Origin of the sequence: Bradyrhizobium sp. WSM3983 (genome assembly GCF_000473045.1) — a bacterium.
Classification (GTDB): domain Bacteria; phylum Pseudomonadota; class Alphaproteobacteria; order Rhizobiales; family Xanthobacteraceae; genus Bradyrhizobium.
Genome location: NZ_AXAY01000010.1, coordinates 69,413 through 81,597 on the forward strand (window position 1 = coordinate 69,413; position 12,185 = coordinate 81,597).

Here is a 12,185-nt window from a genome sequence, read left to right on the forward strand (position 1 = left end):
GAACAGAAGACCAGGAGTGAACCATGCTGGCTGACCGCATCGAGGCAAAGTGGATCGACGCATTTTGCGAGATTTTTGAGCGATGTGCGGTCAAGGCCGGCGATACCGCGGCGATCCTCTCGGAGACCCAGTCGCGCGCGCTGAATGTACATCTGGCGGAGCTGGCCCTGCTGCGGATGGGTGCGAAGCCGTTTCACGTCGTCATGCCGACGCCGCGCAACCGCAATATCGTTCCGGTGCGCTCGACAGGCGCGAGCGAAGCGATCCAGCGGCTCGGCCCAGTCATCACTGCGCTTCAGCAAGCGGGCTTCGTGGTGGATTGCACCATCGAAGGCCTGATGCATGCGGTGGAGACGCCCGAGATATTGAAGGCTGGCGCGCGCATTCTGGTGATCTCCAACGAGCATCCCGAGGCGCTCGAGCGGATGATGCCGGATCCAGCGCTTGAGAAGCGCGTTCGGACGGCAGCGAAGATGTTGCGTGGGACGAAGCGGATGCGGGTCACCTCGAAGGCCGGCACGGCGCTCGATGTGGACATGGTCGGCGCTTCGACAGTCGGCGTATGGGGCTGGACGGACAAGCCCGGCACTCTGGCGCATTGGCCGGGCGGCATCGTCGTCAGCTTCCCGAAGAGCGGGACGATCAACGGCACGCTGGTGATGGCGCCTGGCGACATCAACCTCACGTTCAAGCGCTATCTGACGTCGCCGGTGAAGATGACGTTGGAGGACGATTACGTGGTCGAGCTGGAAGGCGAGGGGACCGATGCCGCAATGATGCGCGCCTATCTCGCCGCCTGGGGCGATCGCGAGGCCTATGCCGTGTCGCATGTCGGTTTCGGCATGAACCCCGGTGCGCGCTACGAGGCGCTGTCAATGTATGACCAGCGCGACACCAACGGCACCGAGATTCGCGCCGTCTCTGGCAATTTTCTGTTCTCGACCGGTGCTAATGAGTTTGCCGGTCGTTATACCGCAGGCCATTTCGACCTGCCAATGATGGGAACGACCATCGAGCTCGATGGCGTCGCAGTGGTGCGGGAAGGCGTGCTTCAGGACGTTTTTGGCTAGCTGCGATCGAGCACCGGAGGCCGGGCCAGGTCGAAGTGCCGGAGCAGGTCGACCATGGCCTGGAGCCGCTTCACCCGATAGGCGTCAACATCCATGCCTGAGTAATCGAGGAAGCCAGCGCCTGTGCGCAGGCCGATCCGGCCTTCATGCATGTTGCGTGAGATGACGTCCGGCGCGCGATAACGATCGCTGCCGAGAGCGCCTTCGAGATAGCGGCTGGCGTAGTACAGTATATCCCCGCCGCCCCAGTCGATGAACTCAAGCAACCCAAGCACCGCATAACGGAAGCCGAACCCGTAGCGGATGGCCTTGTCGATCTCCTCCGCGCTGGCGACGCCTTCCTCGACCATGCGCGCGGCCTCGTTCATTGCCAACGCCTGGATGCGGGGGACGATGAAGCCGGGTGTTGCTGCGCAAACGACCGGCACCTTGCCGATGCCTTCGAGCAGCGCCTTGACCTCGTCGATGATGGCAGGGTCGGTGGCTTTGCCGGGCGAAACCTCGACCAGTGGGATCAGATAGGCCGGGTTGAGCCAATGCACGTTGAGGAAGCGGCGGGGATTCACGATCGCTCCCGAGAGATCGTCGACGAGGATGGTCGACGTGGTCGACGCGATGATCGTGTCTGGGCCGATCTGCTTTGAAGCCGCCCTCAACACCTCGCGCTTGAGCTCGACGACCTCAGGAACGCCCTCGAATACCATTCCGGCTCCGGACAACGCGGCGCCGCTTTGGCTGGCCGGCACGACCGATACCCGCGCGATGAGCGGATCAACATCCGCCTCGGTCAGCAACCCCAGCTTCGACAGGCTGGCAAAGGTCTTCCTGACCTCGCCGAGAGCGTCGGCCTCCAGCTTGGCGAAATCGTCCGCTGAACGGGCCTTGATGTCGATCATCGTGACCGTGTGTCCCGCATAGGCGAACGCGACGGCGATACCGCGGCCCATCCGACCTGCCCCGAGACAGGCAATGTTGGCGCGACGGGTCATCGGTCAGAATCCCTCACGAAGCAGCATCTGCAATTCGGCCTTGTGAAGCTTGCCAAGCCCCAGCGTCTCCAACGTCCGGCCGTCTTGCGCAAAATCCTCGCCGCAGATTGCGCCGCCGATGGCCAGGAACGCCTTGGCGAGCGGTGCGGCCACGCCCGCTAGCTCAGCGACGGACACCAGCAGCGACAACCCAAGCCGCAGATCCTCGCGCATGTAGCGGTGCTCGGTCAGCACGATCCGCTCGCGCCAGTCGCCCGAATCCGTCAGGCGGTCATGCGAGCCGCGGCCATACATCCAGATCTCGCCTTCCTTGGCGTAGTGATGGGCGAGTGGAAAGTGAGGCGCACCATAGCCAAGCGACTCGCGCACCGCGATCCGTTCGGCGTCGAGTGCGTCAGTGACACGCCGGATTGCAGCTTGCGTTCCCTCCTTGTGGATGTCCCATCTTTCGAAGTGCTCAATCGGACCCGCATTCATCACGATCAGCGGCGGATGAATGATGCAGCCCGCATTCATCAGCGCGCCGGATAGCGCGTCGCCGCAGGGCTCGATCACGCCCGGAAAGGCGCGCCCAATCACCTCGATCGCATGTGGCGCCTGGTCGAGCGGGAACACACCGACCGGCAGTCGCTTGGCGCGGATGGTGATCGCGACCTCGAATGGCCCGTGTTTGCGGGTGAGCCAGGGCAGCGTGCCGGTTTCGGCGAAGCTCGCCTTGGCGCGATTGTCGGCGTCTCGCGCTGCCTGCGCGAAGATCATCGAGCCGAATGTTGCGGGCGGCAGAAACACGACCTGGCCGTCCTGCAGATGCGGGGCGAGGAGCCGGGCGATATCCTGCTGAGCGAAGGCGGGGGCAGGGCAGAGGATCAGCTCAGTACCGCTGATCGCTTCGGCGATGTCGGTGGTCACCAGCGCCAGCTTGACGTCGTGGCGGCCATTGTGGTCCTTCAGGAGGATGCGGGAGCCGGCGGCACGGTGTGCTTCGACCTGTTCTACGTCACGGCGCCATAGCCGGACCTCATGCCCTGACAGCGCAAAGTCGCCCGCGGCCGCGAAAGAGCCGTTTCCCCCACCCAGAACCGCAATCTTCAAGTTGCTTCTCCTTGCGCGCGCGACTGCGCATCAAGCTGCTTCAGCAGGAAATGTTGAACCTTGCCAAGCGCCGTCCGCGGCAGGTCGGCGACGAAGACGATGTCGCGTGGAACCTTGTAGCGAGCGAGCTGGGCTTGAACATGCGCTCTCAGCTCGTCCGCTTCGAGACGGCGGCCGGATCGTCGGATGACATAGGCGATGGGGACCTCGTCCCAGCGTGGATCCGGCCGGCCGATAACGGCGCATTCGCTGACATCGGGATGTTCGAGCAGCACCCGTTCGACCTCGGCGGGATAGACGTTCTCGCCGCCGGAAATGATCATGTTCTTCTTGCGGTCGCGGACCCAGAAATAACCATCCGGGTCGCACAGGCCGATATCGCCGGTGCGATACCAGCCGTCGTGCAGTGCGTCGCGCGTGGCGTCCGCATTGCCCCAATATTCGAAGAAGACGTTGGGGCCGCGGACCGCGATCTCGCCCGGCGTGCCAGCCGGTACCTCGTTGCCGGCCTGATCAATCACCTTCGCTTCGCAGCACAGGCCGGCAAGTCCGGTCGATCCCGCGCGCGACAGATCGCCACCGAGGCGGGTGTAGATGGCGATCGGACAGGTTTCCGTCGAACCGTAAACCTGCAGCACCGGCACGCCGCGCGCGACGAAGCGATCAATCAGGTGTGATGGCACGATGGTCGAGCCGGTCGCGACGGCCTTCAGCGACGAGAGATCGGTCGTCGCCCAGGCGGGGTGCTCGCTGACGGCCTGGATGATTGCCGGCACCATGACCGTCAACGTCGGCCGCTCCCGTTCGATGGCCGCAAGTGCCGTGTCCGGCGTGAAGCGGGCGTGGATTGTGACCGTCGCGCCGAGCTGAAGTGCCGCGGTAGTCTGGATGTTGAGCCCGCCGACATGGAAGAACGGCAACACCGTCAGCACATGATCGTCCGACGTCATGTTGTGCATGTGCTGGCTCATGGCGCCGTTCCAGAACAGCGCCTCCTGGCGCAGCACAGCACCCTTCGGCCGCCCGGTCGTTCCTGACGTGTAGACGATGAGCAGCGGGCAGGAGAGATCGGTGTGCGGATTGCGTCCGCTGCGTCCCTCGCGCGCCAGCAGGCTCTCGAAGGTCATGCCGCGCGGTGGCGCAAAATTGATGCCGACGACGGCAGTCCCCGGCGCGAGTTCGGGAAGGACTGCCTCAAATGCCTGCTCGAGCACCAGCAACTTGGCGCCGGCATCGGTGAGGATGAAAAGTTGCTCGGCGACCGCCAGCCGCCAGTTCAGCGGCACCAACATGGCGCCAAGCCGTGCACATGCGTAGAGCAGGACCAGATAGTCCGGACGGTTCAGGCTCAGGATCGCGACGCGGTCACCGCGGCCGACACCAAATTCCTGCTTCAAAGCTGTTGCGGTCCGTTCGATGCGATCGGCGAACGCCGCGTAGCTCAGCCGCTCCCCCTCGAAGGCGATGGCGGTCTTGTCTGGCGAAAACGCCGCGTTGCGATCGATCAGACTGCAGAGATCCACCGTCAGTCGTCCGTTTCGCCGGCCTCGTACAACGCCTCGTGACCAATCCGGTCGAGGCAGAGCTCGGCTGTCCAGGGCAGCATCAGCGAGCCGCAGCGGCTGTCGCGATAGATGCGCTCCAGCGGCAGCGAGCGGAGCATCGCCTGTCCCCCGCAGGTGCGGATCGCGAGCGCAGCGAGCTCATTGGCGCCTTCCATCACCGAATATTGCGCGGCATAGGCGCGCAGTACCTGCTCCTTGCTCGGATTGGCGCGCGCCTCGGTGACGGCCTGGAACCAGATCGCCTTGATCTGCTCTAGCTTGATCTGCATCTGCGCGACCGCGATCTGCTTGGTCGGGTACATCCGCCGCTTGACCGGAGGCATGCCCGGCACCTCGCCGCGCAGATAGCGCACCGTGAAATCGTAAGCGGCTTGTGCGAGGCCCATATAGGTCGGCGACAGCGTCAGGAACATGTGGGGCCAGCGCATCGCCGCCTGGAAATAGACGCCGCGCGGCATCAGAGCGGAATCGCCCGGGACGAACACATCATTGAACAGCAGCGTCCGCGAGACGGTGCCGCGCATGCCGAGCGGATCCCAGTCGCCGACGACGGACACGCCTTGCGATTTCGCGGGGATGGCGAGGTACAGCGTATTGCGGCGTGAGGCCTTCTCGCCTTCCTCGATCTCGGTGCAGAGCACGCCGTAATAGTCGGCGTGACCGGAGAGCGATGCAAAGATCTTCTTGCCGTTGACGATCCAGCCGCCTTCGACAGGCTTTGCTTCCGTGCCAAAAGCGACCCCGCCGGCGGCTGCCGCGCCGCCCTCGGAGAACGGCTGCGAGTAGATCGCGCCGTCCGCGACGATGCGCGCGTAATGGACGGCGCGCCGTTTCTCGTGTTCCGCGCGGGTCTCGGTGTCCATGTCGAGGTCATCGGCGAGGGGCCCGGACCACAGCGTCGAGCAGACATGCATGTTCCAGGTCAGCGCGGTCGCGCCGCAATAGCGGCCGATCTCCGCCGCGGCGAGAGCGTAGGTCTGATAGCTTGCTCCCAGTCCGCCGTGCTTCTTGGGCACGGCGATGCCGAGCAGGCCGACGCGATGCAGGTCGCGATAATTCTCGGTCGGGAAGACCGCGTCGCGATCGTAGGTCGCGGCGCGACCTGCGAACACGCTCTGGCCGATCTCCCGCGTACGTGCGATGATCCCGGCCTGTTCGTCGCTCAGGCGGAACGCCACAGGATCGAAGATCGGTGCATCCAGCGCGATCTTGTCGGTGGCGCCGATCGTCTTGCTGACTTGCATGGTCATTGCGCAGTCATCCGTGTTTTGCAGCGACGGAATCGACGAAGCTGCCGAGAGCCTTGTCGAAGGCATCGGGACGTTCAAGATTGGCGAGATGGCCGACGCCGGGAAGTTCGATATATTCGGCCGCGGGAATGTAGGTCGCGGTCTTCGCCATCATCGACGCAGGGGCATTGTTGTCCTTGGAACCGGACAGCAGCAGGGTCGGCACGGAAATGTCCTTAAGCGTGCTGCGCTGATCGAATCCGATCAACGCCAGCATCATGGCGCGATAGCTCGCCTCGGGCACGCTTCCCATGCAATCGCGCGCAAGCTCCATCCCCTTTGGGTCTGGATCGTCACCGACGAGCTCCTTCACCAGCGAGGGCGCCAGCGACTTCATGATCTCGCCGCGGTCGAGCGGGCCTAGCCGCGCCGCGATGAACGATTTTTGCCAGTCGCCGTCGGCCTTGCCGAAGGCTGGGCTTGTCTGTGCCAGAACGACCGCACGCGCCAATTTCGGCGATTGCACCAGCCATTTCTGGACGATCATGCCGCCGATCGAATGCCCGACCAGAATGGGCTTGCTCGCACTGATCTGTTCGATGAATTGCTGAAGCGCTTCGGCCAGGGCAGCGATGCTGACACTGGCAAGCGGCGCCGAGCCGCCATAGCCCGGCATATCCCACGCAATTGCGCGGAAACGATTGCCGAATGTGGCAAGCTGCTGCCGCCAGGCCCGCGCCGCGCCGCCAATGCCATGCAGGAAAATCAGGGGTGCCGCGTCCGGATCGCCCGCGGTTTCATAGGCGAAGCGTCCGTCCCTTGTTATCATTGGCGCAGGCTGCGACACGCGACATCCTTTTGCTTGGCCCGGCGATGCTAACAGGCCTGTGGGGGATGGGAAGAGATAATTTTATACTTAAAGCAATTTTCGGGCCGGTCTCTTGCAAGAGAGTGTTTGCTGCAAGAGAGTGTTTGCTGCAAGAGAGTGTTTGCGGTGTCGATCGGCGCTTTCGTTGCAAAAACTTGAAGGTTAAAATATATCGGAGGAACGATCAGCTGACCTCAGGGAGCCCGCGCATGTCCGCATTGCCGCATTCGCCGCACGCGCTGGTGACCGGTGGCGGTCGCGGCATCGGCCGCGCGATCGCAGCGTCCCTTGTCGGCGCTGGCGTCACCGTGACGGTGCTCGGCCGGAACGCGGCTACTCTCGAAGAGGCGGTGAGCGCAGGCGCCGCACATTTTGCTGCCGCCGCCGACGTCTCGGATGAAACGGCGTTGAAGGCAGCTATCGCCGAAGCACATGCACGAAAGCCGATCGATATCCTGATCGCCAATGCCGGCAGCGCCGAATCCGCGCCGTTCGCGAAATCGGACAGCGCGCTTTTTGCGCGCATGATGGATGTCAATTTCATGGGCGTTGTCCATGCTATCAGCGCAGTGCTGCCCGGGATGAAGGATCGTCCTTATGGGCGCATTGTCGCGATTGCATCGACGGCCGGGCTCAAGGGGTATGCTTACGTGAGCGCGTATACTGCGGCGAAGCACGCCGTGGTCGGTCTTGTACGTTCGCTTGCCCTGGAATTGGCTAGCAGCAACGTGACCGTGAATGCGGTCTGCCCCGGCTTTACCGACACCGATCTGGTTGCCGGCAGCATCGATACCATCATGAAGAAGACCGGGCGAACCCGCGAGCAGGCGATCGCGGAACTCGCGAAGCACAATCCGCAGGGACGCCTGATCACGCCGCGGGAAGTGGCGAATGCCGTGCTTTGGTTGTGCAGTGAGAACGCCGGTGCGATCACGGGGCAGGCGATTGCGGTCGCCGGTGGCGAAATCTAGTGCGCGTGGTGCAGAGGCGGAACAAGGAAGCCAAGGAGATCGCATGAGCAGACCAGCCAATCCCGTCACCGTGCCGCTCGCGGACTATTCGCCGCAACACTTCCTGCTGGCCGTGGTCGACGGCGTTGCCACCGTGACGCTCAACCGTCCCGAGCGGAAGAATCCGCTGACATTCGAGAGCTACCGCGAACTGACGGATTTCTTCCGCGCCTGCGCGTTCGACGACGCGGTCAAATCGATCGTCGTCACTGGTGCCGGCGGCAATTTCTCGTCCGGCGGCGACGTGTTCGAGATCATTGGCCCGCTTGTGAAGATGGACACCAGGGGGCTGACTGCTTTCACCCGGATGACCGGTGACCTCGTCAAGGCGATGCGAGCTTGCCCGCAGCCGATCGTCGCCGCGATCGAGGGTATCTGCGCCGGCGCTGGCGCGATCATCGCGATGGCGTCCGACATGCGGCTTGCCGCAAGCGGCGCCGAGGTGGCTTTCCTGTTCAACAAGGTTGGTCTTGGCGGCTGTGACATGGGTGCCTGCGCGATCCTGCCGCGGATCATCGGTCAGTCCCGCGCCTCCGAGCTTCTGTACACTGGCCGGTTCATGACAGCGGAAGAGGGCGAGCGCTGGGGCTTCTTCAGCCGCATCGTCACGTCGGAACAAGTGCTGCCCCAGGCGCAGCTGCTGGCCAAGCAGGTGGCGGAAGGGCCGACCTTCGGCAACACCATGACCAAGAGGATGCTGGCCATGGAATGGGCGATGTCGGTGGAAGAGGCGATCGAAGCGGAGGCCGTTGCCCAAGCGCTGTGCATGACGACGGCTGATTTCGAGCGCGCGTTCGAGGCGTTTGCGAACAAGGTCAAGCCGGTCTTCAGGGGGGATTGAGAGCCTTTCCTGCGGGAGGCCTGCAACGGGGACTTGCGCGGAAATATTTTAGGCTTGAAATAATTTTCCTGCAATCCGCCCGAGCGCCGATATCACCGTCTATGAGCGCAACCGCGCCGACGACACCTTCGGCTTCGGCGTGGTGTTTCTCGGATGCTACGCTCGACAATTTCGAGAAACATGACCTCCCGAGCTATCGCCGCATCACCCAGGTATTCGCCTATTGGGACGATATCGCCGTGCATTTTCGCGGCCCGGTGCATCGGGTCGGCGGCAACGGTTTCTGCGGCTGCTCTCGGCAAAAGCTGCTTCTGATTCTGCAGGAGCGGGCGCGGCAGGGCCTCGAGGAGCTGAGAATTAAGCCCAAGACCCGGGCTGAGCTCAAGGCGGAGGCGACAAAGCCGCTTGCGGCGGAGTGACCGATCGTGCGACGTTAACCCAATTGCCTGTGTATTTGAGTGGAGTATAGGGCAATGAAGGCGATTATCGTCGGTGGCGGTATCGGTGGTCTCACCACGGCTTTGATGCTGCGGGCTCGTGGCATCGGGTGCGAGATTTTCGAGCAGTCCGATACGATCCGCGAGCTCGGCGTCGGTATCAACACGCTGCCGCACGCCATGCGTGAGCTTGCCAGTCTTGGCCTGCTGCAAAAGCTTGACGACGTCGCAATCCGCACCGACCAGCTCTATTACCTCAACCGTCATGGTCAGGAGGTCTGGCGCGAAGCCCGCGGCGTGGACGCCGGCCACGATGTGCCGCAATTCTCAATCCATCGCGGCCGCCTCCAGGGTGTCATTCATCGCGCTGTCGAGGAGCGGCTCGGGGCGGAGGCGATCCACACCGGTTGCCGGCTTGGCGCGTTCACGCAGGACGAGGGCGGCGTCACGGCCTATTTCTTCGATCGCATCGGCTCGCATATTCACACCGCGCGTGGCGATATCCTGATCGGCGCGGACGGCATCCATTCGCGCGTGCGCGATACGCTGTTTCCGAACGAAGGGCCGCCGTGCTGGAACGGCCTGATGCTGTGGCGCGGTGCGCGCGACTGGCCGCTGTTCCTGACCGGCAAGTCGATGATCGTTGCCGGTGGCCTCAACGCCAAGGTGGTGGTCTATCCGATCGCGGAGGGATCGAGCCCTGCGAGCCGCCTCACCAACTGGGCGGTGCTCGTGAAGATCGGCGAGGGCAATGCGCCGCCGCCGCGGAAAGAGGATTGGTCGCGCCCGGGCCGGCGCGAAGAGCTGATGCCGCATGTGGCGCGCTTCTCGGTGCCCTATATCGACGTCAAGAGCCTGATCTCGGCGACGCCCGAGTTTTATGAACATCCGATCTGCGACCGTGATCCCTTGCCCTATTGGTCGTCCGGATGCGTCACCCTGCTCGGCGATGCCGCGCATCCGATGTATCCGGTTGGCTCCAATGGCGCCTCACAGGCGATCCTCGACGCGCGCTGCCTTGCGGACGCGCTGGTGCGCGCCGAGCATCCGCGTCAGGCCTTGATGGAATACGAGAAGAAGCGCCTGCCGATGACGGCGGACATCGTCCGCTCCAACCGGCGCGGAGGCCCCGAAGGCGTCATCGACGCCGTTGAGCAACTTGCGCCCGACGGCTTCGACAATGTCGACAACGTGCTGAGCTATTCCCAGCGCGAGGCGATCGTGCGTGGCTATGCCACCAAGGCCGGCTTCGCCGCGGTCCCGGGACTCGCGGCGGTGCGGGCCTAAAGCAGCTGTTAGCCGGCGCCGGGAGGCGGCGGCAGGAAGTGGATGTTGAACTCGGCGGCCATCGCCACCACGTCTTCAGGCTTCTGTTCCTTCATGTTGTGAAGGCCCCAGAACAGGTCGAACAGCTTTTTGGTCGGCGAGACCCAGAACAGCACTTTCGCGGTCTGGTCCGACTTGTTGAAGATGCCGTGCGGCACGCCCATGCCGAGCCGGATCAGGTCGCCGGGCGTTGCCTGCGCCTCCGAATTGCCGAGCATGAAATCGAGCTTGCCCTCCAGCATGTAGAGATATTCATCCTGGTCGGGATGGATATGCGGTGGCACGAAGGTGCCCGGCGGCAGCGTGGCGTGCCAGGAGAAGCTGTGCTCGGTGTTGCTCTTCGGCACATAGGTTTGGCCGAGGATGTTCCAGGAAATGCCCTGGATTCCCTCATTGGCCCTGGTGATGCCAGTGATCTCGCTCTTCATTGCAGTCCTCCCTAAACGCGACGCGCGGCCTTAGTTCGCCGCCTTGCAGTCCTTGGCATAGCGGTCGCCGTAGTTCTCAAAAACCTTCTGGACGATCTCGGTCTGGAATTTGCCGTCAGGACGCTTGGCGACCTTGGTCAGGTAAAAATCCTGGATCGGATAGCCGTTGGTGTTGAACTTGAACGAACCGCGCAGCGACGTGAAGTCCGCCTTCTTCAATGCTGCCCCAACGGCGTCCTTGTTGGAGAGGTCGCCCTTCACAGCTTTGACGGCGCTGTCGATCAGCATTGCGGCGTCATAGGCCTGGAAGGCGTAGGTGCCCGGCACGCTGTTATAGGCGGCCTCATAGGCGGCGACGAACTTCTTGTTCTGGGGATTGTCGAGATTAGGCGCCCAGTTCGCGCCGCCAAACATGCCGACGGCCGCGTCCTGCTGCGCCGGCAAGGTCGATTCATCCACCGTGAAGGCCGAGAGCACGGGAATGCTGTCGGCGAGACCCGCCTGCTTGTACTGCTTGACGAGGTTGACGCCGAGACCGCCCGGCATGAACGTGAACAGCGCATCGGGCTTCTGCGATGCAATCTTGGAAAGCTCCGGCTGGAAGTCCAGCGTGTTGAGCGGCATGTAGGATTCTTCGACGATCTCGCCCTTGTAGTCGAGCTTGAAGCCGGCGACCGAGTCCTTGCCGGCCTGATAGTTCGGCACCATCAGGTACATCCGCTTGTAGCCGCGATCCTGCGCGACCTTGCCGAGGACCTCGTGCACCTGGTCATTCTGGTACGACGTCACATAGAAGAATGGGTTGCAGTCCTTGCCGGCAAAAGTCGACGGGCCGGCATTGGGGCTGATCAGGAACACCTTGGATTCCGTGACCGGCCGGTGGATCGCCTGGAGGATGTTGGAGAAGATCGGGCCGACCACGAAGTCGATCTTGTCGCGCTCGAGCAGGCCCTTGACCTTGGTCACGGCCGCGTCGGGCTTCAACTCGTCGTCGACCACGACGACCTCGACATCACGGCCGCCCATCTTGCCGCCGAGATCCTTCACCGCGAGGGCAAAGCCATCGCGAACCTGCTGCCCGAGTGCTGCGGCGGGTCCCGACAGGGTCACGATCACCCCCAGCTTGATCTTCTCTTGGGCGAGGGCAGGACTCATCGCGGTCCCAAGAAGAAGTGCGGCTGCGGCCAAGGTCAGTTGCGTCTTCATGATCCGTCCCCCCGTGAGCTTGCACAGCAAGCCGCGTACTTCGATCCAAGCTTATGCCGATGACGGCGCTCGCGGCAAGCCAAGCTCAAGGCGTCACCATCTTGCGGGCAGTTGTGCATGCAAG

General features: G+C 63.3%; 11 protein-coding genes and 1 pseudogene. 5 read left to right on the forward strand and 7 right to left on the reverse strand.

Annotated features, from left to right (window positions below; genetic code table 11):
• Positions 1 to 23: 23 nt before the first annotated feature.
• Positions 24 to 1,070, forward strand: a complete 1,047-nt coding sequence (locus YUA_RS0117905) for a peptidase M29 (RefSeq protein WP_027531934.1) — start codon at positions 24 to 26, stop codon at positions 1,068 to 1,070.
• Here the strand turns inward: YUA_RS0117905 and YUA_RS0117910 are convergent.
• From YUA_RS0117910 to YUA_RS0117930, 5 genes are read right to left on the reverse strand one after another with little or no spacing between them, the layout of a single operon-like run.
• Positions 1,067 to 2,059, reverse strand: coding sequence for a 3-hydroxybutyryl-CoA dehydrogenase (locus tag YUA_RS0117910; RefSeq protein ID WP_027531935.1), 993 nt, complete (start codon positions 2,057 to 2,059; stop codon positions 1,067 to 1,069). The two genes, YUA_RS0117905 and YUA_RS0117910, sit on opposite strands and share 4 nt — an antisense overlap.
• A 3-nt stretch (positions 2,060 to 2,062) precedes the next feature.
• Entirely contained in the window at positions 2,063 to 3,151 is a 1,089-nt protein-coding gene (locus YUA_RS0117915) for an NAD/NADP-dependent octopine/nopaline dehydrogenase family protein (protein ID WP_027531936.1), read from the reverse strand.
• Positions 3,148 to 4,674 (reverse strand): class I adenylate-forming enzyme family protein, encoded by a 1,527-nt coding sequence (locus tag YUA_RS0117920; protein ID WP_027531937.1) that lies wholly within the window; start codon positions 4,672 to 4,674, stop codon positions 3,148 to 3,150. The genes YUA_RS0117915 and YUA_RS0117920 overlap by 4 nt, the downstream gene beginning before the upstream one ends.
• A gap of 2 nt (positions 4,675 to 4,676) precedes the next feature.
• A complete protein-coding gene (locus tag YUA_RS0117925) occupies positions 4,677 to 5,966 on the reverse strand; it encodes an acyl-CoA dehydrogenase family protein (RefSeq protein WP_027531938.1) in 1,290 nt (429 codons plus the stop codon).
• Positions 5,967 to 5,973: 7 nt separating this feature from the next.
• Positions 5,974 to 6,792 (reverse strand): alpha/beta fold hydrolase, encoded by an 819-nt coding sequence (locus tag YUA_RS0117930; RefSeq protein ID WP_027531939.1) that lies wholly within the window; start codon positions 6,790 to 6,792, stop codon positions 5,974 to 5,976.
• Positions 6,793 to 7,022: 230 nt separating this feature from the next.
• On the opposite strand from YUA_RS0117930, the gene YUA_RS0117935 reads away from it, so the two are divergent.
• From YUA_RS0117935 to YUA_RS0117950, 4 genes and pseudogenes are all read left to right on the forward strand, one after another.
• On the forward strand, positions 7,023 to 7,784 hold the full coding sequence (locus YUA_RS0117935; protein ID WP_027531940.1) for an SDR family NAD(P)-dependent oxidoreductase: 762 nt from the start codon (positions 7,023 to 7,025) through the stop codon (positions 7,782 to 7,784).
• A 43-nt stretch (positions 7,785 to 7,827) separates the two neighbouring features.
• On the forward strand, positions 7,828 to 8,664 hold the full coding sequence (locus tag YUA_RS0117940; protein ID WP_027531941.1) for an enoyl-CoA hydratase family protein: 837 nt from the start codon (positions 7,828 to 7,830) through the stop codon (positions 8,662 to 8,664).
• Between the two features lie 76 nt (positions 8,665 to 8,740).
• Positions 8,741 to 9,002, forward strand: a pseudogene (locus tag YUA_RS0117945) (bifunctional salicylyl-CoA 5-hydroxylase/oxidoreductase); the annotation flags it as partial.
• Positions 9,003 to 9,137: 135 nt separating this feature from the next.
• Complete coding sequence (locus tag YUA_RS0117950; RefSeq protein ID WP_027531943.1) at positions 9,138 to 10,388, forward strand: flavin-dependent oxidoreductase; 1,251 nt, start codon at positions 9,138 to 9,140, stop codon at positions 10,386 to 10,388.
• A gap of 8 nt (positions 10,389 to 10,396) precedes the next feature.
• On the opposite strand, the gene YUA_RS0117955 is transcribed toward YUA_RS0117950, so the two are convergent.
• Both YUA_RS0117955 and YUA_RS0117960 read right to left on the reverse strand, forming a co-directional pair.
• A complete protein-coding gene (locus YUA_RS0117955) occupies positions 10,397 to 10,855 on the reverse strand; it encodes a cupin domain-containing protein (RefSeq protein ID WP_027531944.1) in 459 nt (152 codons plus the stop codon).
• Between the two features lie 30 nt (positions 10,856 to 10,885).
• Entirely contained in the window at positions 10,886 to 12,061 is a 1,176-nt protein-coding gene (locus YUA_RS0117960) for an ABC transporter substrate-binding protein (protein WP_027531945.1), read from the reverse strand.
• Positions 12,062 to 12,185 lie beyond the last annotated feature (124 nt).

Bases quoted from the DNA above. Each gene is read 5' to 3' on its own strand.
- YUA_RS0117955 (WP_027531944.1), bottom strand. From the start codon at position 10,855: ATGAAGAGCGAGATCACTGGCATCACCAGGGCCAATGAGGGAATCCAG.
- YUA_RS0117910 (WP_027531935.1), bottom strand. From the start codon at position 2,059: ATGACCCGTCGCGCCAACATTGCCTGTCTCGGGGCAGGTCGGATGGGC.
- YUA_RS0117940 (WP_027531941.1), top strand. From the start codon at position 7,828: ATGAGCAGACCAGCCAATCCCGTCACCGTGCCGCTCGCGGACTATTCG.
- YUA_RS0117950 (WP_027531943.1), top strand. From the start codon at position 9,138: ATGAAGGCGATTATCGTCGGTGGCGGTATCGGTGGTCTCACCACGGCT.
- YUA_RS0117905 (WP_027531934.1), top strand. From the start codon at position 24: ATGCTGGCTGACCGCATCGAGGCAAAGTGGATCGACGCATTTTGCGAG.
- YUA_RS0117925 (WP_027531938.1), bottom strand. From the start codon at position 5,966: ATGACCATGCAAGTCAGCAAGACGATCGGCGCCACCGACAAGATCGCG.
- YUA_RS0117935 (WP_027531940.1), top strand. From the start codon at position 7,023: ATGTCCGCATTGCCGCATTCGCCGCACGCGCTGGTGACCGGTGGCGGT.
- YUA_RS0117960 (WP_027531945.1), bottom strand. From the start codon at position 12,061: ATGAAGACGCAACTGACCTTGGCCGCAGCCGCACTTCTTCTTGGGACC.